The 21248-nt window shown below is 65.4% G+C and carries 22 protein-coding genes and 2 pseudogenes; 20 read left to right on the top strand and 4 right to left on the bottom strand.

Annotation, left to right across the window (positions count from 1 at the left end; all coding sequences use genetic code 11):
- Window positions 1–376 (bottom strand): annotated as a pseudogene (locus A5651_RS07160) (hypothetical protein); the annotation flags it as partial.
- Between the two features lie 84 nt (window positions 377–460).
- Between A5651_RS07160 and A5651_RS25230 the strand changes: the two are divergent.
- Window positions 461–610 (top strand): hypothetical protein, encoded by a 150-nt coding sequence (locus tag A5651_RS25230; protein ID WP_156662694.1) that lies wholly within the window; start codon window positions 461–463, stop codon window positions 608–610.
- Between the two features lie 5 nt (window positions 611–615).
- Here the strand turns inward: A5651_RS25230 and A5651_RS25925 are convergent.
- Window positions 616–723 (bottom strand): annotated as a pseudogene (locus tag A5651_RS25925) (CAP domain-containing protein); the annotation flags it as partial.
- A gap of 222 nt (window positions 724–945) precedes the next feature.
- Between A5651_RS25925 and A5651_RS07155 the strand changes: the two are divergent.
- From A5651_RS07155 to A5651_RS25665, 3 genes are all read left to right on the top strand, one after another.
- A complete protein-coding gene (locus A5651_RS07155; protein WP_066977428.1) occupies window positions 946–1572 on the top strand; it encodes a TetR/AcrR family transcriptional regulator in 627 nt (208 codons plus the stop codon).
- Window positions 1572–2009, top strand: coding sequence for an SRPBCC family protein (locus A5651_RS07150; RefSeq protein ID WP_066977424.1), 438 nt, complete (start codon window positions 1572–1574; stop codon window positions 2007–2009). The genes A5651_RS07155 and A5651_RS07150 overlap by 1 nt, the downstream gene beginning before the upstream one ends.
- Window positions 2010–2074: 65 nt before the next feature.
- Window positions 2075–2230, top strand: a complete 156-nt coding sequence (locus A5651_RS25665; RefSeq protein WP_197496569.1) for a hypothetical protein — start codon at window positions 2075–2077, stop codon at window positions 2228–2230.
- Window positions 2231–2261: 31 nt separating this feature from the next.
- Here the strand turns inward: A5651_RS25665 and A5651_RS07145 are convergent, their stop codons facing one another.
- A complete protein-coding gene (locus tag A5651_RS07145; RefSeq protein WP_066977421.1) occupies window positions 2262–2897 on the bottom strand; it encodes a GntR family transcriptional regulator in 636 nt (211 codons plus the stop codon).
- A 166-nt stretch (window positions 2898–3063) separates the two neighbouring features.
- On the opposite strand from A5651_RS07145, the gene fadD5 reads away from it, so the two are divergent.
- The 16 genes from fadD5 to A5651_RS07065 all read left to right on the top strand — a co-directional run bounded on the left by fadD5 (window position 3064) and on the right by A5651_RS07065 (window position 20180).
- Entirely contained in the window at window positions 3064–4704 is a 1641-nt protein-coding gene (gene fadD5, locus A5651_RS07140; RefSeq protein WP_156662692.1) for a fatty-acid--CoA ligase FadD5, read from the top strand.
- A 296-nt stretch (window positions 4705–5000) separates the two neighbouring features.
- Complete coding sequence (locus A5651_RS07135) at window positions 5001–5717, top strand: MlaE family ABC transporter permease (RefSeq protein WP_369803918.1); 717 nt, start codon at window positions 5001–5003, stop codon at window positions 5715–5717.
- A gap of 1 nt (window position 5718) precedes the next feature.
- Complete coding sequence (locus tag A5651_RS07130; protein WP_066977415.1) at window positions 5719–6588, top strand: ABC transporter permease; 870 nt, start codon at window positions 5719–5721, stop codon at window positions 6586–6588.
- A gap of 3 nt (window positions 6589–6591) precedes the next feature.
- Window positions 6592–7899 carry an MCE family protein gene (locus A5651_RS07125; protein ID WP_066977413.1) on the top strand — a complete coding sequence of 436 codons (1308 nt, stop codon included), beginning with the start codon at window positions 6592–6594 and terminating at the stop codon, window positions 7897–7899.
- On the top strand, window positions 7896–8927 hold the full coding sequence (locus A5651_RS07120; RefSeq protein ID WP_066977410.1) for a virulence factor Mce family protein: 1032 nt from the start codon (window positions 7896–7898) through the stop codon (window positions 8925–8927). The genes A5651_RS07125 and A5651_RS07120 overlap by 4 nt, the downstream gene beginning before the upstream one ends.
- The gene (locus A5651_RS07115) at window positions 8924–10531 is read left to right on the top strand and encodes a virulence factor Mce family protein (RefSeq protein ID WP_066977408.1); all 1608 of its coding nucleotides are present in this window, start codon (window positions 8924–8926) and stop codon (window positions 10529–10531) included. Before A5651_RS07120 ends, A5651_RS07115 begins: the two co-directional genes overlap by 4 nt.
- A 3-nt stretch (window positions 10532–10534) precedes the next feature.
- On the top strand, window positions 10535–12175 hold the full coding sequence (locus A5651_RS07110; RefSeq protein WP_066977405.1) for a virulence factor Mce family protein: 1641 nt from the start codon (window positions 10535–10537) through the stop codon (window positions 12173–12175).
- Window positions 12175–13329 carry a virulence factor Mce family protein gene (locus A5651_RS07105; RefSeq protein ID WP_066977402.1) on the top strand — a complete coding sequence of 385 codons (1155 nt, stop codon included), beginning with the start codon at window positions 12175–12177 and terminating at the stop codon, window positions 13327–13329. Before A5651_RS07110 ends, A5651_RS07105 begins: the two co-directional genes overlap by 1 nt.
- A gap of 3 nt (window positions 13330–13332) precedes the next feature.
- Window positions 13333–14880 carry a virulence factor Mce family protein gene (locus A5651_RS07100; protein ID WP_066977399.1) on the top strand — a complete coding sequence of 516 codons (1548 nt, stop codon included), beginning with the start codon at window positions 13333–13335 and terminating at the stop codon, window positions 14878–14880.
- Window positions 14850–15503, top strand: coding sequence for a hypothetical protein (locus tag A5651_RS07095; protein ID WP_066977396.1), 654 nt, complete (start codon window positions 14850–14852; stop codon window positions 15501–15503). The genes A5651_RS07100 and A5651_RS07095 overlap by 31 nt, the downstream gene beginning before the upstream one ends.
- Entirely contained in the window at window positions 15500–16477 is a 978-nt protein-coding gene (locus A5651_RS07090; protein WP_066977393.1) for an RDD family protein, read from the top strand. Before A5651_RS07095 ends, A5651_RS07090 begins: the two co-directional genes overlap by 4 nt.
- On the top strand, window positions 16474–17025 hold the full coding sequence (locus A5651_RS07085) for a mammalian cell entry protein (RefSeq protein WP_066977389.1): 552 nt from the start codon (window positions 16474–16476) through the stop codon (window positions 17023–17025). The genes A5651_RS07090 and A5651_RS07085 overlap by 4 nt, the downstream gene beginning before the upstream one ends.
- Window positions 16992–17870 carry a mammalian cell entry protein gene (locus A5651_RS07080; protein ID WP_066977386.1) on the top strand — a complete coding sequence of 293 codons (879 nt, stop codon included), beginning with the start codon at window positions 16992–16994 and terminating at the stop codon, window positions 17868–17870. The genes A5651_RS07085 and A5651_RS07080 overlap by 34 nt, the downstream gene beginning before the upstream one ends.
- 10 nt (window positions 17871–17880) lie before the next feature.
- A complete protein-coding gene (locus tag A5651_RS07075) occupies window positions 17881–18567 on the top strand; it encodes a YoaK family protein (RefSeq protein WP_066977384.1) in 687 nt (228 codons plus the stop codon).
- A gap of 10 nt (window positions 18568–18577) precedes the next feature.
- Window positions 18578–19423 (top strand): SDR family NAD(P)-dependent oxidoreductase, encoded by an 846-nt coding sequence (locus A5651_RS07070; RefSeq protein ID WP_066977381.1) that lies wholly within the window; start codon window positions 18578–18580, stop codon window positions 19421–19423.
- Complete coding sequence (locus tag A5651_RS07065) at window positions 19416–20180, top strand: fructosamine kinase family protein (protein ID WP_066977378.1); 765 nt, start codon at window positions 19416–19418, stop codon at window positions 20178–20180. Before A5651_RS07070 ends, A5651_RS07065 begins: the two co-directional genes overlap by 8 nt.
- Window positions 20181–20287: 107 nt before the next feature.
- Here the strand turns inward: A5651_RS07065 and A5651_RS07060 are convergent.
- The coding region (locus A5651_RS07060; protein WP_197496568.1) for an SGNH/GDSL hydrolase family protein at window positions 20288–21248 on the bottom strand (961 nt) is incomplete at its 5' end.

Raw genomic sequence — 21248 nt, 5'->3', positions numbered from 1 at the left:
GTGACACTTGGTCGCGCGACGCGGTTTCCTGCTGCGGGCGCGTCTTGGGGTCCAGCCGGTCGGCGTGCTCGCGGCGCTTGTCAAGGTCTTCACGGGTTTCGGTGACGGCTTGCCGGTGGTTGTCCGCCTGCTCCTTGAGCCTGGCCGCTTCGGCCGCCTTGGCCTCGGCCTCGGCTTCGGCCGCGCGGGCACGGGCGGCGGTCTCGTCGGCCAACGCCTCGCGTTTCTCGACCTTGGCTGTGTGGGTGGTGATGTCTTCACGAATGCGCTGAGCCTGCACATGCCTGCGCTCATTGCGCCTCTTGCGCGCCGCGAGCACGCCGACCGGCTGGACCCCAAGACGCGCCCGCAGCAGGAAACCGCGTCGCGCGACCAAGTGTCACGCGACCAAGTCTCACGCGACCAAGTGCAGTAGTGCACTACTCACGTCTTTCCGGCGTGCGCCGGAAACGATGGAGTCATGCACGAAACACCGGACGAGGTGCTGCGAGGACAACAGCCGTGGTTGGAGGAGTCGGCGGTCAAGGGCCTGCCGCCGGATGGTGACATCGAGTTGCTGCGTCAGCAGCGGATCCGGTTTGACGGATTCTTCAGCGGACCTACGTGGTAAGCGGCTTAAACCGGGGGGTAGGCAGGCGGGGGATACACGCCGCGCAGGATCCACCCGAACCAGTTGGCCCCGTACTCGAGTTCGTCGCTGGCGTCGTAATCAGGGTTCGGATCCATGCGTTCACCCTCCCGCGTAGCAGTGTTGCTTTCCGAAGTCTAGCCCCGTCGTGTGAGTGGCGACACCCTGAGCACTTAGACTGCCAACCAGTTGATTGAACGCCCGGGGCGTGTGTCCCGGCCTGTCTAGGGTGGGTCGCGATGTCCTCCGATGAGCCGCTTGCGCGAAGAGCGACAGCCTCCGATGAGCCGCTTGCGCGAGGCACAGCCCCGAACGGGATGTCCCGGCGCGAGGAGTTGTTGGCCGTGGCCACCCGGCTGTTCGCCGCGCGTGGATACCACGGCACCAGGATGGACGACGTGGCCGACGCCGTCGGGTTGAACAAGGCGACGGTCTATCACTATTACGCCAGCAAGTCGCTGATCCTCTACGACATCTACAAGGGGGCTGCCGACTTCACCGTCGCCGCGCTGCACGACGACCCGTCGGCCTCCGCGCGAGAAATGATCTACCACTTCACCCGCAGGCTGCTGGTCGGCATCGCAGGCGACCTTGAGCGGGCGGCGGTGTATTTCCAGGAGGGCCCCTACATCACGGAGTGGTTCACCGAGGAACAGGTCGACTACATCCGCGAGAAGGAAACCCAGGTGTATGAGCATGTGCGCGACGTCATCGACCGCGGCATCGCCAGCGGCGAGTTCTATGATTGCGATTCCCACGTGCTCGCGCTGGGCTATATCGGGATGACGCTTGGCTCGTACCGGTGGCTACGCCCGCAGGGACGGCGCACCGCGCAGGAGATCGCCGCCGAATTCAGCACCGCGCTTCTGCGGGGGCTCATCCGCGACGAGGCGGTGCGGGTGGAATCCCCTCTGGGTCTCGACGTCGAGAAGGCGGCCCAGTAATGCCGTTGGTGAGCAAGACCGTGGAGGTCGACGCGTCCGCGGAGACGATCATGGCGATCGTCGCGGACTTCGAGGCGTACCCGGATTGGAACGAAGAGATCAAGGGCTGCTGGATTCTTGCCCGGTACGACGACGGACGGCCCAGCCAGCTCCGGCTCGACGTCGTCGTGCAGGGGCAGTCGGGCACCTTCATCACGGCGGTCTACTACCCGGGGCCCAACGAGATCTACACGGTGCTGCAGCAGGGTGACCACTTCGACAAGCAGGAGCAGAAGTTCTCGGTGGTGCCGATCGGCGCGACGTCGCTGCTGACCGTCGACCTCGACGTGGAGACCAAGCTGCCGCTGCCCAAGACGATGGTGAAAAAGGCGATCAGCGACACCCTCGACTACCTGGCCGGCAACTTGAAGGCGCGCGCCGAGCAGCTCGCACGCTAGGCCTTACGCGACGGCCGAAGCGGGTACTCCATGCCTACCAGCGGTCGAAGCGCGAGGAGGGCGACATGACCAAGGACCACGGCTCGAGCGTCAAGAACGACAAGCAGTACGAGGGCCTGCGCAAGAAGGGCATGAGCAAGGAGCGTGCCGCGAAAATCGCGAATACGCCGAATGCCTCCAAGAAGGGCGGCAAGAACTCCGGCAAGAAGAAGTCGAGTTAGCGCCCGGGACGCACGGGAGTGAAGCCGCGCGTCAGTCCCACATCCCCGTTTCCTCCAGGCGCTCGGTCAATCTCCGTGCGCCGTCGGTGAACTGCCACCCGGTCAGCCGGACGACCTCGTCGACATCACGTCGTTTCAGCGCGGCAACCAACTCCCGGTGATTCACGACGGCTTCGACGCCCCAGTCGGGGTCGGAGGCGTAGATCAGCGGCGGCATGTATCGAGCGACGTGCACCAGGAACCATGCCAGCTTGATCCGACCGGTCGTGCGGTTGAGACAGCGGTGGAACCGGAACTCGGCCGCAGCGATCGCCTCGGCCTCACCGGCCGATACCGTGGCGGCAAGCTCGTCGGTCAACCGCCCCAGCTCCGCGATCTCCTCCTCGGTGATGCGTTCGGCCGCCGTCGCGGCGAGCTCTTTGGCGATCGTGGCCTGCAACCAGAAGATGTCATCGACGTCGCGGCGGCTCAACGGTGCAACGACGTGACCCCGGTGCGGCTCCAGCAGCACCATGCCTTCACCGCGCAGGGTCCGCAGCGCTTCGCGCACCGGTGTGATGCTCACGCCCAGCGCAGCGGCGGTCTCATCGAGCCGGATGAAGGTGCCCGGCAACAACGTCCCCGACATGATGGCGGCCCGCAAATGCCCGGCGACCTCGTCGGACATCTGCTCGCGGCGGACGGGCCGACGCGGGCGATAAACGGCGCGCGCCGCTGCCTTCACGAAGCCTCCATTCGAGGGCTTGTCCCCTGACCGACGAGGCCATAGTGTGACCCTCGCAACTCAATGTTTGATCAAATATCAATACCGCGCAACCCGGGAGTTTCCGCAGTTGACCGTTCCGTCGCCGACCGAACAGCCCTACCTCGCCAGACGGCAGAACTGGACCAACCAGTTGGCGCGGCACGCGCTGATGCAGCCCGACGCCACGGCACTGCGCCACCTCGGCCGCACCACCACCTGGGGGGAGCTGGACCGTCGGGTGTCCGCCCTCGCAGGCGCGCTGAGCCGCCGCGGCGTCCGCTTCGGTGACCGCGTGCTGATCCTGATGCTCAACAGGACCGAGTTCGTCGAATCGTTCCTCGCCGCCAACAGGCTCGGCGCCATCGCCGTTCCGGTGAACTTCCGCATGACCCCGCCGGAAATCGCCTTCCTGGTCAGCGACTGCGACGCCAAGGTCTTGATCGCCGAAGCCGTGTTGGGCAAGGTCGCCACCGCCGTGCGGAACCTGGAGCCGACGCTCGAGACGGTGATCGTGGCGGGCGCGCCCACCGAGGGGGACGTCCTCGGCTACGACGACCTGCTCGCCGAGGACGGTGAACCGGCCGCACCGGTCGACATCCCCAACGATTCGCCCGCCCTGATCATGTACACCTCGGGCACCACCGGCCGGCCCAAGGGCGCGGTGCTGACCCACACTAACCTCGCCGGGCAGGCCATGACGTTCCTGTTCACAAACGGCGCCGACATCAACAACGACGTGGGATTCATCGGCGTCCCGCTGTTCCACATCGCGGGCATCGGCAACATGATCATCGGGCTGCTGCTCGGCACGCCCACGGTGATCTATCCGCTCGGCGATTTCGATCCCGGCGCGCTGCTCGACGTCCTGGAAGCCGAGAAGGTCACCGGCATCTTCCTGGTACCCGCACAGTGGCAGGCGGTTTGCGCCGAACAGCAGGCCAACCCGCGCGAACTCAAGCTGCGGGTGTTGTCGTGGGGCGCTGCACCCGCCTCGGACACGCTGCTGCGCAGCATGTCCGAAACCTTCCCCGGCACGCAAATTCTGGCTGCTTTCGGTCAGACTGAGATGTCGCCGGTGACTTGTATGTTGCTGGGCGACGACGCAATTCGTAAGCTCGGCTCCGTCGGCAAGGTCATCCCGACGGTCAGCGTACGGGTGGTCGACGACGATATGAACGACGTGCCCATCGGTGACGTCGGCGAAATCGTATACCGCGCCCCAACTCTGATGCAGGGCTACTGGAACAATCCCGCCGCGACCGCAGAAGCGTTTGCCGGTGGGTGGTTTCACTCCGGCGATCTGGTGCGCCAGGACGAAGAGGGCTACATCTGGGTGGTCGACCGCAAGAAGGACATGATCATCTCCGGCGGGGAGAACATCTACTGCGCCGAGGTGGAGAACGTCCTTGCCGCACACCCCGCGATCGCCGAAGTCGCGGTCATCGGGCGAAGTCATGAGAAGTGGGGCGAAGTCCCTGTCGCCATCGTGGCATTGGGCGCTTCGTCCGATTCCTCCTTCAGCCTGGCCGATCTAGACGGATTCCTCACCGAACGGCTTGCGCGGTACAAGCATCCCAAGCATCTCGAGATCGTTGAGGCCCTCCCGCGAAATCCCGCCGGCAAAGTCCTGAAAACCGAACTGAGAAGCCGCTTCGCCGCTCCGAAACCGACTGACGCCGACGAAAGTCCCTCTGCTGCAAGGGTTTCTGCCGGCAAGGCCGAAAGTTAACCAGGCGGGTGGGCTTTGCTAACGGTTAGGGGCTCAATCCGACGGATGCGGTGCAACCCGCGGGTGGCATCGGGTACAGTCCTGTGGTCCGTCTTACTACTCACGGGTAGGGAGATGGGGGTCACAGACATGGGTTCGGTGCAAGGAGGGGGCGTGCGACAGGGGCTGCCGTACCGCCGCGTCGACCGTGGCCTTCGCGCGGGAGCGCACAGGTGACGGCCACCCAGCGCGGGCTCGGCGATTACGTCGCCAATCAGGCCCGTCCTGCGTTGGAGGCCGTCGGCGGCTTCGTCCGCATGTGCGTGTTGACCGGCAGGGCACTGTTCCGCCGGGATTTCCAGTGGCGGGAGTTCATCCTCCAGAGCTGGTTCCTGTTCAAGGTGTCGTTCCTGCCCACGCTCGCCGTCTCGATCCCCCTTACTGTGCTGCTGATCTTCACGCTGAACATCCTTCTGACCGAGTTCGGCGCCGCCGACATCTCCGGGGCGGGCGCGGCGCTGGCTGCCGTCACCCAGCTGGGCCCGTTGGTGACGGTGCTCGTCGTCGCCGGTGCGGGCTCGACGGCGATCTGCGCCGACCTCGGCGCCCGCACCATCCGCGAGGAGATCGACGCGCTCGAAGTGCTCGGCATCGATCCGATCCACCGGCTGGTGGTGCCCCGCGTGGTCGCGTCGACGTTCGTAGCGCTGCTGCTCAACGGCGCCGTGATCACCATCGGCCTGGTTGGCGGCTTCATCTTCGGCGTCTACCTGCAGAACGTGTCCGCAGGCGCGTACGTGTCCACGCTGACACTGGTCACCGGCTTACCCGAGGTGGTGATCTCGGTCATCAAGGCCACCACCTTCGGCCTGATCGCCGGACTGGTCGGCTGCTACCGCGGCCTGACGGTTGCCGGCGGCGCGAAGGGCGTCGGCACGGCGGTGAACGAGACGCTCGTGCTCTGCGTCATCGCGCTGTTCGCGGTCAACGTCGTGCTCACCACTATCGGCGTCCGGTTCGGCACGGGGAGCTGAGATGAGCACGACGAACGTCCTCAAGTCGCGGTTCCCGAAGGGCTATGCCCGCACCGAGAAGCTGGCCGGAGCGCCCGCGCGGTTCCTCGACAGCGTCGGGCACGTCGCATGGTTTGTCGTCACGGCGATCGGCTCGATCGGCCACGCGCTGCGCTACTACCGCAAGGAGACCCTGCGGCTGATCGCCGAGATCGGCATGGGTACCGGCGCCATGGCGGTGGTCGGCGGCACGGTCGCGATCGTCGGGTTCGTCACCTTGTCGGGCTCCTCACTGGTCGCGATCCAGGGATTCGCGTCCCTGGGCAACATCGGTGTGGAGGCGTTCACCGGCTTTTTCGCCGCGATGATCAACGTGCGCATCGCCGCACCCGTCGTCGCGGGGCAGGCGTTGGCCGCCACCGTCGGTGCGGGCGCCACGGCCGAGCTCGGCGCCATGCGGATCAGTGAGGAGATCGACGCCCTCGAGGTGATGGGCATCAAGTCCATCTCCTACCTGATCTCGACCCGCGTGATGGCCGGCTTCGTCGTCATCATCCCGCTGTACGCGATGGCGATCATCATGTCGTTCCTGTCCGCGCAGGTGACCACGACGTTCTTCTACGGCCAGTCGATCGGCACCTACGAGCACTATTTCCGGACCTTCTTGCGTCCCGACGACGTGTTCTGGTCCTTCGTGCAGGCGATCGTCATCTCGGTGATCGTCATGCTCAACCACTGCTACTACGGCTACTTCGCCAGCGGCGGACCGGTCGGCGTCGGCGAGGCCGTCGGCCGATCGATGCGCGCCTCGCTGGTGGCAATCGTGTGTGTTGTCCTGTTCGCTTCGTTGGCGCTCTACGGCGTCGACCCGAACTTCAACCTCACGGTGTAGCCCATGACGGCCCCACTGAACTCATCCCGCACACCGCCCTACAAGCTGGCCGGCATCGTGCTGACCCTGCTGACGATCGTCGCGCTGGTGTTGGTGTACATGCAGTTTCGCGGCAACTTCCTGCCGCGTGAAGAAGTGACGATGATGGCCTCCCGCGCCGGCCTGTCGATGGACCCCAACTCGAAGGTCACCTTCAACGGCGTCGAGATCGGTCGCGTCAAAGAGGTCAACCAGACGACGGTCGGCGGAGAGCCGAGAGCGAAGATCACCCTCGAGATCGACAAGAAGTATCTCGACCTGATCCCGAAGAACGTCGAGGCCAAGATCAACGCCACCACGGTGTTCGGCAACAAGTACATTTCCTTCACGTCGCCGAAGAACCCCACCCCGCAACGGATCTCGTCGTCCGACGTCATCGACGCCACCCATGTGACCACCGAGTTCAACACGCTGTTCGAGACCATCACCTCGATCGCGGAGAAGGTCGACCCGATCAAGCTGAACCAAACGCTCACCAACAGCGCGCAGGCGCTGCAGGGGCTCGGCGACCGGTTCGGACAGTCGATCATCAACGGCAACAAGATCCTCGGCGACCTGAACCCGAGGATGCCGCAGATCCGCCGGGACAATCAGCTGCTGGCCGACCTCGGCGACGTCTATGCCAACGCGGCCCCCGACCTGTTCGACGGCCTGGAGAACGCGGTCACCACCGCCCGCACGCTCAACGAACAGCAGGCCAACATCGACCAGACGTTGATGGCCTCCATCGGGTTCGGCAACACCGGCGCCGAGATCTTCGAGAAAGGCGGCCCGTACCTGATCCGCGGCGCCCAGGACCTGATCCCGACGTCGCAGCTGCTGGACGAGTACAGCCCGTCGATTTTCTGCACGATCCGCAACTACCACGACGTCGAACCGAAGTTCTCCTCCGTGCTCGGGGGTAATGGTTACTCGCTCAACACCCATTCGCTGGTCGTCGGCGCGAGCAACGCCTACGTCTATCCGGACAACCTCCCCCGCGTGAACGCACACGGCGGCCCCGAGGGCCGGCCCGGCTGCTGGCAACCGGTGACCAAGGATTTGTGGCCCTCGCCGTATCTGGTGATGGACACCGGTGCCTCGATCGCGCCGTACAACCACATCGAGCTGGCCTCGCCGTTCGGTTGCGGCGGCCTCCCGCCCTGCTTGATTCCCGTTGTCGTCCCGAACCTGCCACCGCTTCCGCCTCTGGTGGCCGCGGCGCCACTCATCTTCCCGGGAGCCGAATACGTGTGGGGCCGTCAGCTGGGGGAGTTCACGATCAACCCATGAAAATCACCGGTACAGCCATCAAACTCGGCATCTTCGCATTGGTGCTGCTGTTGTTCACTGCGATCATCATCGTGGTGTTCGGTCAGATGCGATTCGACCGCACGACCGGCTACTCGGCCATTTTCAGCAACGCCAGCGGACTGCGCGCCGGACAGTTTGTCCGGGCGTCCGGCGTGGAAGTCGGCAAGGTCGCCAAGGTCGAGATCCAGGACGGCGGCCGGGTCGCCAAGGTCGACTTCCGCGTCGAGCGCGACCTACAGCTATATCAGGGCACGACCGCGTCGATCCGCTATCTGAACCTGATCGGCGACCGCTACCTGGAGCTCAAGCGCGGCGACAACGACCAGCGGTTGCCCGCGGGCGGAACCATTCCGTTGGAGCGCACCGAGCCCGCACTGGACCTCGATGCGTTGATCGGCGGTTTCCGTCCGCTGTTCCGCGCCTTGGACCCCGACAAGGTCAACAACATCGCGCAGTCGATCATCACGATCTTCCAGGGCCAGGGCGGCACCATCAGCAACATCCTGGATCAGACGGGTCAGCTGACGTCCGCGTTGGCCGATCGCGACCAGGCCATCGGTGAGGTGATCCGCAACCTGAACAACGTGCTGGACACCACGGTCAAGCACCAGAAGCAGTTCGACCAGACGCTCGTCGACTTCGAGAAGCTCATCACCGGGCTGAAGAACAGGGCCGATCCGATCGCGAGCTCGGTCGCCGATATCAGCGATGCGGCAGGCACGGTCGGCGACCTGCTCGCCGACAATCGGCCCCTGTTGCAAAGCACGATCGGCTATCTCGAGGTCATCCAGCAGCCGCTCGTGGACCAGAAGGACCAATTGAACGACACCTTGACCAGGCTTCCGACGGCGCTCAAGATCATCGGTCGCGCGGGTGGCGTCTACGGCGACTTCTTCAACTTCTACGCCTGCGACGTCACGCTGAAGTTGCCGGGCCTGCAGCCCGGTGGACCCGTGCGCACCGTGAAGGTGTGGTCGCAGCCAACGGGTAGGTGCACGCCGCAATGAGAACGCTCGAGGGTTCAAACCGCCTTCGCGGCGGCATGATGGGCATCCTCATCACCATCCTGGTGATCGGTGTCGGGCAGAGCTTCACCAGCGTTCCGATGCTCTTCGCCGAACCGCTGTACTTCGCATACTTCTCCGATACCGGGCAGCTGTCCGGTGGCGACAAGGTGCGCATCGCCGGGGTCGACGTCGGGTTGGTGAAGTCGTTCGCGATCGAGGGCGACAAGGTCAAGATCGGCTACACGTTGAGCGGCACCCAGATCGGCACCGAGAGCCGGGCGGCGATCCGCACCGACACCATCCTCGGTAAGAAGACGTTGGAGATCGAGCCGCGCGGGACAAAGCCGCTGCGCTCCAACGAGGCGCTGCCGCTTGGGCAGACCACCACGCCATACCAGATCTATGACGCTTTCTTCGACGTGACGAAGGCGGCGTCGGGCTGGGACACCCAGACGGTCAAACGGTCGCTGAACGTGTTGTCGGAGACCATTGACCAGACCTATCCACATCTGAGCGCAGCGCTCGACGGGGTCGCGCGGTTCTCCGACACCATCGGCAAGCGTGATGAGCAGGTGCGCCAGTTGCTGGCCAACGCCAACAAGATCGCCGGCGTGCTGGGCAACCGCTCCGAGCAGATCAACGCGCTGCTGGTCAACGCCCAGACGCTGCTCGCCGCGGTCAACGAGCGCAGTTACGCCGTCAGCATGCTGCTGGAGCGCGTCGCCGAGTTCTCGGAGCAAGTGACCGGGTTCGTCAACGACAACCCGAACCTCAACCATGTGCTGGAGCAGCTGCGCGTCATCAGTGACATCCTCAAGGACCGCAAGTTCGACCTGGTCGACGTGCTGTCCACGCTGAGCAAATTCACCGCCTCGCTGGCCGAGGCGATTGCGTCGGGACCGTTCTTCAAGGTCATGCTCGTCAACCTGCTGCCGCCGTGGCTGCTGCAGCCGTTCGTCGACGCAGCGTTCAAGAAGCGCGGCATCGACCCCGAGGAGTTCTGGCGCAACGCGGGCCTGCCGGCATGGCGGTTCCCGGACCCGAACGGCGCGCGCTTCCCGAACGGGGCACCAGCGCCAGGACCTGAGGTGCTCGAGGGCACGCCGGAGCATCCCGGACCCGCGGTCGTCGCAGGCCACCCGTGCTCGTACACGCCGACGGCCGAAGGCCTGCCCCGGCCCGCGGATCCGCTGCCGTGTAACCACCTGTCGACCGGACCGTTCGGGCCGAACCCGTACTCGAACCCGCCGGGACAGGACTACAACACCCTGCCCGACGTGATCACGTCGCCGCCGAACCCGAACGGTCCTGGCTTCACGCCCGGCGTGCCAGCCGCGGCCGTCCCGGGTCAGCTGCCGCCCGACATGGGCGGAGTGCCGGCACCGCTGCCGCCCGCGCCGCCGGGTGCGCGCACCGTGCCGGTCGGGCCGCTGCCGCCGGAGGGACCCGACTTCACTCCGGGTATCGCTCCGCTGCCGCCGGCCCTCAACGGGCCGCCGCCGCCGCCGGGACCGGGACCGCAGGTCGGCCCGGCCGATACGCCGCCCTTCCCGGGCAATCCGCCGTACCTTCCACCTGGTTCGCAGAACGGGGCGGGACCCTAAGACATGTCAACTATCTTCAACGTGCGAAACTTCAAGCTGCCGAATGTTTCTCGGGCGGCGGTCATCATCAGTGCGCTGGTCTTGGTGCTGGCGCTGATCGGCGGCGTGGTGGCTTGGCAGCTCTACAAGAAGCTGACCTACAACACCGTGGTTGCGTACTTCCCGGACACGCTGGCCCTGTATCCCGGTGACAAGGTTCAGATCATGGGAGTCAAGGTCGGCACGATCGACTCGATCGAGCCGGCTGGCGACAAGATGAAGGTCACCTTCAACTACGCCAACAAGTACAAGGTGCCCGCGAACGCCACCGCGTCGATTCTCAACCCGAGCCTGGTGGCATCGCGCACCATTCAGCTCTCACCGCCCTACACCGGGGGACCGGTGATGGAGGACAACGCCGTCATCCCGATCGACCGCACCCAGGTCCCGGTCGAGTACGACGAGCTGCGTGACTCCATCAACCGGATTCTCACCGACCTCGGGCCGACTCCGGATCAGCCCAAGGGCCCCTTCGGAGACATCATCGAGTCGTTCTCCAATGGTTTGGCCGGCAAGGGCGACCAGATCAACAAGACCCTCAAGGGCTTGTCGGACGCGGTGACCACGCTCAACGAGGGCCGCGGCGACTTCTTCGCGGTCATCAAGAGCCTGGCGTTGTTCGTCAACGCGCTGTACAAGAGCGATCAGCAATTCGTCGCGCTGAACAGTGACCTCGCGCAGTTCACGAATTCGTTCACCAACACCGACCAGGAGCTGGCAACGGCGCTGCGCGATCTCAACGATCTGCTCTCCACCACACGCAGGTTCATCGGCCAGAACGGTGAAGTGCTCGCTCACGACATCAACAACCTCGCCGAGGTGACCAACGCGATCTTGCAGCCGGAGCCGCTGAACGGTCTGGAGACCGGCCTGCACGTGTTCCCCAACCTCGGCGCCAACCTGATGAACATCTCGTCGCCGAACGCGGGTGGCATCGTCGGTTTGCCGGCCATTGCGAGCTTCGCCAACCCGCTCCAGTTCATCTGCAGCTCGATCCAGGCGGGCAGCCGGCTCGGCTACCAGGAGTCCGCCGAGCTGTGCGCGCAGTACCTGGCTCCGATCCTCGACGCGATCAAGTTCAACTACCCGCCGATCGGCCTCAACCAATTCGTGACCGCGATGACGCTGCCGAAGGAGATCTCGTACTCCGAACCGCGGCTGCAGCCGGCGCCGGGCTACAAGGACACCACCGTGCCGGGCATCTGGTCGCGGGACACGTTGTTCTCCCACGGCAACCACGAGCCGGGCTGGGTTGCCGCGCCCGGGATGCAGGGCATCGAGGTGCAGCCGCACACCGAGCGCAACCTGACACCGGAATGCCTCGCCGAATTGCTCGGCGGCCCCGACTGCGAGATCCCAGGTGCGCCACCGGCATTCGGTGTCGGCGCGAACGGCAAGCTGCCTGGCCCGCCGAATGCGTACGACGAGCGGAATCCGTTGCCGCCGCCGTGGTACCCGCAACCCGGACCGCCGCCCGGTCCTGCACCGGGTGTCATCCCCGGCGATCCACTCGGTGCCATCGCGCCGGCGCCCGCGGCCGCCCCGGCAGCGGCAGCCCCGGCGCCGGCGGGACCGCCGTTGCCCGCTGAAGCTGGAGGGGGCTGATGAGACTCCGCATGAGAGGGGGCCGCATCGCGCGGCGTGCCGGCGTGCTGTTGGCCGTGGCGCTGGTGCTGACGTCGTGCGGCAATTGGCGCGGCATCGCCAATGTGCCGCTGCCGGGTGGGCCTGGCACGGGCGCGAACAAGATGACGATCTACGTGCAGATGCCGGATACGTTGGCGCTCAACGTCAACAGCCGCGTCCGCGTCGCCGACGTCTATGTCGGCCGCGTGCGCTCGATCGAGCTGAAGAACTGGGTCGCCACCCTGACGTTGGACCTGGAAGACAGCGTCAAGTTGCCCAAGAACGCCTTGGCGAAGATCGGTCAGACCAGCCTTCTGGGTTCACAACACGTGCAGCTCGACTTGCCCCCCAATCCTTCGCAGCAGCAGTTGAAGAGCGGCGACACCATCCCGCTGAAGAACGCGTCGGCGTTCCCGACAACGGAGCGGGTGCTCGCAAGCATCGCGACGATCGTGCGAGGCGGCGGTATCCCGAACATCGAAGTCATTCAAACCGAGGTGAACAACCTGCTGACCGGCCGCGCCGATCAGATCCGTGAGTTCTTGAACCGGTTGGACACGTTCACCAACGAACTCAATCAGCAGCGCAACGACATCACGCGCGCGATCGATTCGACCAATCGGCTGCTGAACATCGTCGGCCAGCGCACCAACACTCTCGACCGCGTGCTGACCGAATTCCCGCCGCTGATCAAGCATTTCGCGGACACCAGGGATCTGTTCGCCGACGCCGTCGAGTCGCTGGGCCGCATCAGCAAGGCCGCCGACGACGCACTGGCCCCGACAAGCGACAACCTGCACACCAACCTGCAGTACCTGCAGCGGCCGCTCAAGCAGCTGGGCAAGGCGTCCCCGTACCTGCTCGGTGCGCTCAAGCTGCTGCTCACCGCACCGTTCAGCATCGAGAACGTGCCGAAGGTCGTTCGCGGTGACTACATCAACGTCTCACTCAACGTCGACCTCACGCTGAGCTCGCTGGATCAGGGCTTCCTGTCCGGCACAGGTGTGGCGGGCATGCTGCGTGCGCTCGAGCAGGCCTGGGGCCGCGACCCGGCGACCATGATTCCGGACCTGCGATTCACGCCCAACCCGCACGACGCGCCTGGCGGACCACTAGTGGAAAGGGGTGAGTGAGCAATGCTGACGCGATTCATCAGGTTTCAGCTCGTCCTTTTCACGATCCTCACCATCCTCGCGCTGATCGTGCTGGGCTGGTATTACCTGCGGCTACCCAGTTTGGTCGGCATCGGCCAGTACAAGCTCTACGCTGACCTGCCCCGGTCGGGCGGCCTGTACTCGACGGCGAACGTCACCTACCGCGGCACCCAGATCGGCAAGGTCACCGCTGTTGAGCCGACCGAGACCGGTGCCAAGGCGACGATGAGCATCGACAACCGCTACAAGATCCCGGTCGACGCCACCGCGAACGTCCATTCGGTTTCGGCGATCGGCGAGCAGTACCTCGACCTGGTGTCGACGGGCAACCCGGGCAAGTATCTGCGCGACGGCCAGACCATCACGACCGGCACCGTGCCCAGCGAGGTCGGTCCCGCGCTTGACTCCGCGAACCGCGGTCTTGCAGTGCTGCCGAAGGAAAAGATCGACTCACTGCTCACCGAAACCTCCAAGGCGGTAGGCGGATTAGGCCCGGGCCTGCAGCGGCTGGTTGACGGTACGACGAACCTGGCGCAGGGGTTCGAAGAGAACCTGCCTCAGGTCGACGACATCGTCGAACATGCAAGGCCGATCCTGCAGAGCCAGGCCGACTCCGGTGACAACATCGAACAGTGGTCACGCAACCTCAATATCCTTGCGGCACAGTCGGCCTCGGAGGATCAAGCGCTGCGTAGCGGCCTGCAGCAGGCGCCGCCGACACTCGATCAGGTGACGGCGACATTCAACGACGTCCGTGAATCGCTGCCGCAGACGTTGGCCAACCTCGAAGTCGTCATCGACATGCTCAAGCGCTACCACAAGGGCCTCGAGCAGGCGTTGGTCGTCCTGCCGCAGGGTGCAACGGTGGCCCAGGCGGGCACGATCTTTGAGAACGAGGGCCTGCTGCACTTCGGTTTGTCGATCAACCAGCCGCCCCCCTGCCTGACCGGGTTCCTGCCGGCGTCGGAATGGCGCTCGCCCGCCGACACCAGCATGGCGCCGCTCCCGTCGGGCACTTACTGCAAGATTCCGAAAGACGCCCAGAATGCGGTCCGCGGTGCCCGCAACTATCCGTGCGCCGATGTGCCGGGTAAGCGCGCGGCGACACCGAAGGAATGCCGTAGCAACGAGCCGTACATCCCGCTGGGCACCAACCCGTGGTACGGCGACCCGAACCAGATCGTGAACTGCCCGGCGCCGGCGGCCCGCTGCGACCAGCCGGTCAAGCCCGGCTACGTGATACCGGCACCGTCGGTGAACAACGGGATGAACCCGTTGCCCGCCGATCGACTCCCGCCGGGTGGCTCCCCCCAACCGGTCAGCGATCCGCTGACCCCGCCCAATACGGGCAGCGTCCAGTGCAGTGGACAACAGCCCAACCCCTGCACGTACACTCCGGCACCAGGCAGTGCGGTGTACAGCCCGTCTAGCGGCGAGGTCGTTGGGCCCGACGGAGTGAAATACTCCGTCAGCAATTCGAAGAATCCAGGAGACGACGGATGGAAGGAGATGCTGGCACCCGCCAGCTGAACCCCACCGATGCGCAGGACACGCCAGACGATCCGGTAGCGGTATCCGAACAAGAGCAGACAGGCGACGAGCAGGAATCGGCCACCGCGGCTCCCGAGGAGTCAGTCTTTGGTGACCGTCGGCCGCCGCGGCTGGGCCGTGGCTGGATGACCGCGGTAGGCCTGAGCTTGTTGGCGCTGACCATCGCCGCCGCCGTCGGGGGCGTCCTGCTGATCCGCGAGAGCCACGGCATCGACGAGATCAACCGCAATGAGGTGGCGGCCCTGCAGGCCGCGAAAGAATGCGTGGCCGCACTGCAGGCACCCGACACCGCGGCCATGTCTGCCGCGCAGATGAAGATCATGGAGTGCTCGACCGGCGCCTTCGGAGCGCAGGCCTCAACCTTCGGCGGCATTCTGGTCGAGGCCTACCAGGCCGCGAACGTCAAGCTTGCGGTATCCGACGTGCGCGCCGCGGTGGAACGCCATCAACCGAACGGATCCATCGACGTCCTTGTTGCCGTGCGGATCAAGGTGACGAATTCCGCTGTGACAGACCAGGAGTCGGGATACCGGCTGCGTGTCACGATGACGCCCGATCAGGGCCGGTACCGGATTGACAAGATGGAACAGGTCACGTCGTGACGGCGGTCCTCGACGCGAGCGCAGATCCCACGGTCGAGGGTTCGGCGCCGGCGCAGCCCCTGGCGTCATGGTCGTCCCGCGCGGGCGCCCTGTGCCTGGACGTGTTTCTCGGTGTCGGCCTGCTCGCGGCGCTGGCACCGCTGGTGTGGACCGCCCCGCGACAGAGCTCGCTCTGGTGGGTGTTCATGGCCGTCGCGGCGGTGATCGTGCTGGCGATCCTGGCGAATCGGTGGCTGCTGCCCGCCGTGACGGGCTGGAGCCTGGGTCGCGCGCTGGTCGGCATCCGCGTGGTGAGACGTAACGGAGAAGCGGCTGCGGGCTTTGTGCGGCTGCTCGCCCGAGACTTCGCCCACCTGCTGGATACCGCCGCACTGTTCATCGGCTGGCTGTGGCCGCTGTGGGATTCGCGTAACCGGACCTTCGCAGATCTGTTGGCGCGCACCGAGGTTCGACGGGTGGACCGCCCGACGCGTGACATGCGCCGGCTCACCGCCAAGGTGTTGGTGGCGGCCGTTGTGGCGTGTGCGGCGCTGGTGGCGGTGAACTACCTGCAGGTGTACCGCCCCGAGCGGGCCGTCGATGAAGCGCGTCAGCAGATTTCAGAGCAGGGTCCCCGGATCGTCGAGCAGTTGCTCACCTACAACCCCGACACATTGAAGGACGACTTCGCGCGGGCGCAGTCGCTGGCGACCGACACCTACCGGTCGCAGTTGGTGTCGCAGCAGGAGGCGGCGCAGAAGGCAGGTGCGACGGCAAACGAGTTCTGGGCTGTCTCGAGTGCGGTCACCAATGTGTCGGCGGATCGCGCGACGATGCTGGTGGCAATGCAGGGACAACGGGGCACCGATCCGAAGGACCTACGCTTCATCACCGCGACGGTGTTGGTGGACTTCGACAAGTCCCGCGACGGGAAATGGCGAGTTGCCAACCTGACTGTGCTCAAGCGGCCGTTCATGGGGCAGGCGCCGCAATGAGCCCCCGCCGCAGGATCGACGCCGAGGCGCCAGACCTCTACGCCGCACCGGCGCCGAAACCGCCACGGCGGTGGGGGCTTCCGATTGTGGCCACCATCGCAACCGTACTGATGGCGGCGGCGATCACGGCGAGCGCGCTGATGTTGGTGTCGCACGAGAACGACTCGAGGACCAACGCCAAGGACGCCGACGTCATCGGCTACGTGAAGTCCTTCATGACGACGTACACGACACTGGATCCGTTCCAGGCGAACTATTACGGCGACCGGATCCAGTCTCAGGCCACGGGCGACTTCGCAAAGATGTTCAAGGAGAAAATCAACGAGATCCTTGTCCAGGTGGCGCGCGCCGAACCGACGCAGGGCAACGTCGTGGCCGCCGGCGTCCAGCGTTGGAACGACGACGGCAGCGCTGATGTCCTGGTGGCGACCAATGTCTCGACCAAGATGCCCGACGGTAAGACGATCGAGAGCGGAAACCGTTGGGTGGTAACGGCGAAGAAGGAAGGGCAGCTGTGGAAGATCAGCCAACTGATCCAGGTGATCTGACCACGGATGCGGATTCGGCCGAGACGTCTGCGACGCCTCCTGGCCGGCACCGGATGCCGAGCGGGAAGCGACTGCGCACGGCGAAGTCCGCGACCGAAACCGATGACGCTACGCCGGAAACAGCCGAATCGGCTGCTGTAGAAGTGGTTACGCCGGCCGTCGATGTTCCAGACGAAGCCTCGCCGGTTTCAGACCAGCCGGCCAAGAAGCGGTGGATTGGCCGGCGACGGAAGAAAGAACAGGAGCCGACACCTGCCGTCGAGGCCGCCGACTCGACCGAAGCGGCCGAGGCTCCGGCGGAAGACGATGTCGTTCTCGTACCTCACCGCCCCGCCGGTAAGCGGCTGAAGATCGCCGCGGCGGCCGCCGCCGTGTTGTTCGTCGCGGGCGGGGCATTCCTCGGGTCGACGGCACAACCGGTGATCGCCAACCGCGCGCTCGTCGAGACGAAACTCGTCATCGCCCGCACGGCAGCCAGCGCGATCACCACGCTGTGGTCGTACACACCGGAGAACATGGACACGCTCGCGCAACGGTCTGCCCACTACCTCAGCGGAGATTTCGCGTTCCAGTACCGCAAGTTCATCGACTCGATCGTCGCCACCAACAAGCAGGCGCAGGTCACCAACACGACGACGGTGCTCGGGACAGCGGTGGAATCGGTGAACCAGACCGAAGCATCGGCCATCGTCTACACGAATTCCGTTGCAACCAGCCCTGTCTCGAAGAACATCCCCTCGCTGCGCTACCTGTCCTACCGGCTGGAGATGAAGCGTGACCGCTCCGACTGGCGCATCACCAGGATGACGACGATCACGACGCTGGACCTCACCCCGCAGCTGTAGGGCTGACCCGATGCCCGTCACCTCACCGGTCTCCGATCGACTGACGGTGACGGGCCTGCTGCTGTTGACGTTCGGCACCGGGATGATCGACGCGATCAGCGTCCTGGTCCTCGGTCACGTGTTCGTCGCCAACATGACCGGCAACGTGATCTTCCTCGGGTTCTGGTTCGCGCGCCAAAGCGTCGTCGACATGACGGCTGCGGTGGTCGCATTCGGATGCTTTCTGGGTGGCGCTGTGATTGGCGGCCGCTTCGCCCGCCACTTGCAGCACGACACCCGTCGATGGGTGACCGTGGCACTGTCGGTGGAATGCGTCCTGCTGGCGACGCTGTCGATCCTCGCCGGCACCGGCGTGCTGGACTACCACGACAACACGAAGCTGATCCTGATCGCGGGGCTCGCCGCCGCGTTCGGCAGTCAGAACGCGACGGCCCGTCAGTTCGGCATCCAGGAACTCAGCACGACGGTGTTGACGTCGACCATTGTCGGTATCGGGGTGGACAGCCGGCTCGCCGGCGGAACGGGACAACGCGAGAAGCTGCGGTTCTCGGTAGTGCTGACGATGTGCGCAGGCGCGGTGGTCGGCGCGACATTGTCGCGGTTCACGGTGGCGCCGGTGATCGCGACGGCCGCGGCGTTGGTGGCGGCGGTCGCTGTTCTCTTCTGGTTTGGACCACCGCCACCGGCCGACGACTAAGGTCACCGCTATGCCAACAGTTCTGGTAACAGGTGCGGCCAGGGGAATCGGCAGAGCGATCGTGGAGCACTTGGCGTCAGCCGGCTGGGACGTCATCGCGGGCGTACGCAGCCAGCAGGACGCGGACGCTGTCGTCAAGAGCCACCCGCAGCGGGTGTCGGCCGTCATTCTCGACATCACCGATCCCGACCAGATCGCGGCGCTGCCCGCATCGCTGCCGCAGCGTCTCGATGCCCTGGTGAACAACGCGGGCATCGCGGTGGGCGGTCCTGTGGAGACTGTGACAGCCGAGGACTGGCGAAACGTGTTGGAGACCAACGTCATCGGGCAGTTCGCGGTGACTCAGGCGGTCTTGCCGCGGCTCCGGGAGTCACGCGGGCGGGTGGTGTTCATCTCGAGTGTGAACGGCCGGATCGCCACGCCGATGCTCGGACCGTACTCAGCGTCGAAGTTCGCGCTCGAAGCGGGCTGTGACGCGCTGCGGATCGAGTTGAAGGCGTGGGGAATTCCGGTCGTGCTCATCGAGCCCGCACAGACCGACACGGACATGTGGCGCACGGCCGATGACATGGTGCGGCAGATCGAAGCCAGCTTGGCGCCCGAGCAGCGGGAGCTGTATTCCCGGCACATCGCCGGGATGAAGAAATTCGTGCCAACTGCCCGCAGGATGGCCTCGCCGACGAAGAAGGTCGTTGCCGTAGTGGAGAAAGCGCTGACCACACGCAAGCCGAAGGCGCGGTACGTGGTGGCGCTTCTGCCGAAGATTCAGGCTGCGCTGGTACCGAATCTGCCTGTGGCGGTGCGCGACCGGGTATTGGGGATGCTGGCCGGATTGCCGCGTCGGCCGCGTGACTGACTTCATCAAGGCCAGCAGCAGCGCTCCGCAGGGGTTCTTCGAGCTGGAAGCGGCAGGCTTGCGCTGGCTGTCGGTCGAGGGCGGCGTGCCGTGCGCGCGAGTCATCGCCTACGACGATCACTCGCTGACTCTGCAGCGGTTGAAGTCTGTGGCGCCGACGCGAGATGCGGCCAAGGAGTTCGGATCTCGGTTGGCAGTGACGCACGGCGCGGGCGCGGAGTACTTCGGGTCAGGCCCGGAAGGCTGGCATGGAGACGGCTATTTCGGCCCGCTCGCCGAGCCGCTGCCGATGTCGCTGCGGGGGCATCGACAATGGGGTGTCTTCTACGCCGAGGAACGGTTGCGGCCGATGGCCGACCTCGCGGAGTCGCGGCTGCATGACCAGGCGAAGCGGTTGGTGGAGGCGGTGACCGAGCGGTGCCGCGCGGGGGAATTCGATGACGACGATGCACCCGCCCGCATCCACGGGGATCTGTGGAGCGGCAACGTGATGTGGACGCCGGACGGAGCGGTGCTGATCGACCCGGCAGCACACGGCGGTCACCGGGAGACGGACCTGGCCATGTTGGCGTTGTTCGACTGCCCGTATCTCGATGAGGTGTTGGCGGCCTATCGGTCGGTATGGCCATTGCGAGAGGGCTGGGGCCAGCGCGTCGGGCTGCACCAGCTCTATCCGCTGCTGGCGCATGTGGTGCTGTTCGGAGAGGGCTATGTGGGCCAGACGGAGGCCGCAGCGCGAAGCGCGCTGGCGGGCTAGCTAACAACAAAAGGCGGTCAAGGACACCGTCAGCGGAGCGAAGAAGGCCGCGGATGATGCCGCCACGAAGACCACGAAGCAAGACTCGCAGCAGCACGGGCGACTCGCTAGCTCCGGGCTAGCGACCCCTCGATCATGTCGGTCAATACCGGCGCGACCACCTTCGCGTACTCGGTCGTGACGTGGTTGTCGTCGCGGTACACCAACGTGTTACCGACGATGACCGGGCACCGCTCAGGTGTGCAGAAAAGCTCCGACAGCGCCGCATACTGTCCACCACCTGCCGCCGTCGCCGCAGCCTCCGTTGCAACGCCCTTGTCGTTCAAGCCCTCAGCCCGCGATGGCGCACACGCGACCGCATCATCCATATGCGCCGACACACACGTCGGCACCGTCGAATGAGGATCTGCCACCGGACCCAGAACCAAAACCTTTGCTCCCGTCGCCCGTAACCGCTGAACTAGCCGCTTCAACCCGTCCTGCCACGCTTGGTCGTAACTCGTGAACCCGAAGTCGGCACCATACCGCCGCGACATATCGACCACGATCAGCTGTGGACGTTCCTTCTCCAGCTGCGCCAACACGCCGGATCGCCACTGCTCACACTCGGTGAACGGGCGACCCAGGTACGGACTGTTGATCGACAGGTCCATCAACGGGCACAGCGCCTTGCTCATCGTCTGTAGCCGCCAATGCCGCTCTGTTGCAATAGGTTCCAGTGCCGGCTGCCACATCGCCGCGTGCGAGTCGCCCACTAGTGCCACCGTCGTAGACGCCCCCAGGTCACCCGACACACACTCCGGTTGCTGCACATCCCGCCACGACAACACACAGCCGTTGACGAACACCTCGGGCTTGCCGATTGCATTCAGCGCCGGGGTCAGGTTCGCCGGAACAGGGTCCGCCTCGCCCGACTTCGCGACCGCCGCCACCACCTGATCGCGCACCGACGGCGGTGGCAGGACCGCACGTGGCGCAGCAGTCGTCGGTGTGACGGGAGCGGCGGTCGGTGCGTGCCTGGTACTGCTCCTCGTCACGCCGGTGCCGCACGGCCACGGCGTCGCGGCC

The sequence above is a fragment of the Mycobacterium sp. 1274761.0 genome (assembly GCF_001668615.1).
GTDB lineage: Bacteria > Actinomycetota > Actinomycetes > Mycobacteriales > Mycobacteriaceae > Mycobacterium.
Note: the sequence above shows the minus strand (reverse complement) of the source record. Positions and strands in the feature narration are given on the sequence as shown.

Coding starts and splice junctions, on each gene's coding strand:
- A5651_RS25230 (WP_156662694.1), top strand. CDS start 461: ATGCACGAAACACCGGACGAGGTGCTGCGAGGACAACAGCCGTGGTTG.
- A5651_RS07155 (WP_066977428.1), top strand. CDS start 946: ATGTCCCGGCGCGAGGAGTTGTTGGCCGTGGCCACCCGGCTGTTCGCC.
- A5651_RS07150 (WP_066977424.1), top strand. CDS start 1,572: ATGCCGTTGGTGAGCAAGACCGTGGAGGTCGACGCGTCCGCGGAGACG.
- A5651_RS25665 (WP_197496569.1), top strand. CDS start 2,075: ATGACCAAGGACCACGGCTCGAGCGTCAAGAACGACAAGCAGTACGAG.
- A5651_RS07145 (WP_066977421.1), bottom strand. CDS start 2,897: ATGTCCGACGAGGTCGCCGGGCATTTGCGGGCCGCCATCATGTCGGGG.
- A5651_RS07135 (WP_369803918.1), top strand. CDS start 5,001: ATGTGCGTGTTGACCGGCAGGGCACTGTTCCGCCGGGATTTCCAGTGG.
- A5651_RS07130 (WP_066977415.1), top strand. CDS start 5,719: ATGAGCACGACGAACGTCCTCAAGTCGCGGTTCCCGAAGGGCTATGCC.
- A5651_RS07125 (WP_066977413.1), top strand. CDS start 6,592: ATGACGGCCCCACTGAACTCATCCCGCACACCGCCCTACAAGCTGGCC.
- A5651_RS07120 (WP_066977410.1), top strand. CDS start 7,896: ATGAAAATCACCGGTACAGCCATCAAACTCGGCATCTTCGCATTGGTG.
- A5651_RS07115 (WP_066977408.1), top strand. CDS start 8,924: ATGAGAACGCTCGAGGGTTCAAACCGCCTTCGCGGCGGCATGATGGGC.
- A5651_RS07110 (WP_066977405.1), top strand. CDS start 10,535: ATGTCAACTATCTTCAACGTGCGAAACTTCAAGCTGCCGAATGTTTCT.
- A5651_RS07105 (WP_066977402.1), top strand. CDS start 12,175: ATGAGACTCCGCATGAGAGGGGGCCGCATCGCGCGGCGTGCCGGCGTG.
- A5651_RS07100 (WP_066977399.1), top strand. CDS start 13,333: ATGCTGACGCGATTCATCAGGTTTCAGCTCGTCCTTTTCACGATCCTC.
- A5651_RS07095 (WP_066977396.1), top strand. CDS start 14,850: ATGGAAGGAGATGCTGGCACCCGCCAGCTGAACCCCACCGATGCGCAG.
- A5651_RS07085 (WP_066977389.1), top strand. CDS start 16,474: ATGAGCCCCCGCCGCAGGATCGACGCCGAGGCGCCAGACCTCTACGCC.
- A5651_RS07075 (WP_066977384.1), top strand. CDS start 17,881: ATGCCCGTCACCTCACCGGTCTCCGATCGACTGACGGTGACGGGCCTG.
- A5651_RS07070 (WP_066977381.1), top strand. CDS start 18,578: ATGCCAACAGTTCTGGTAACAGGTGCGGCCAGGGGAATCGGCAGAGCG.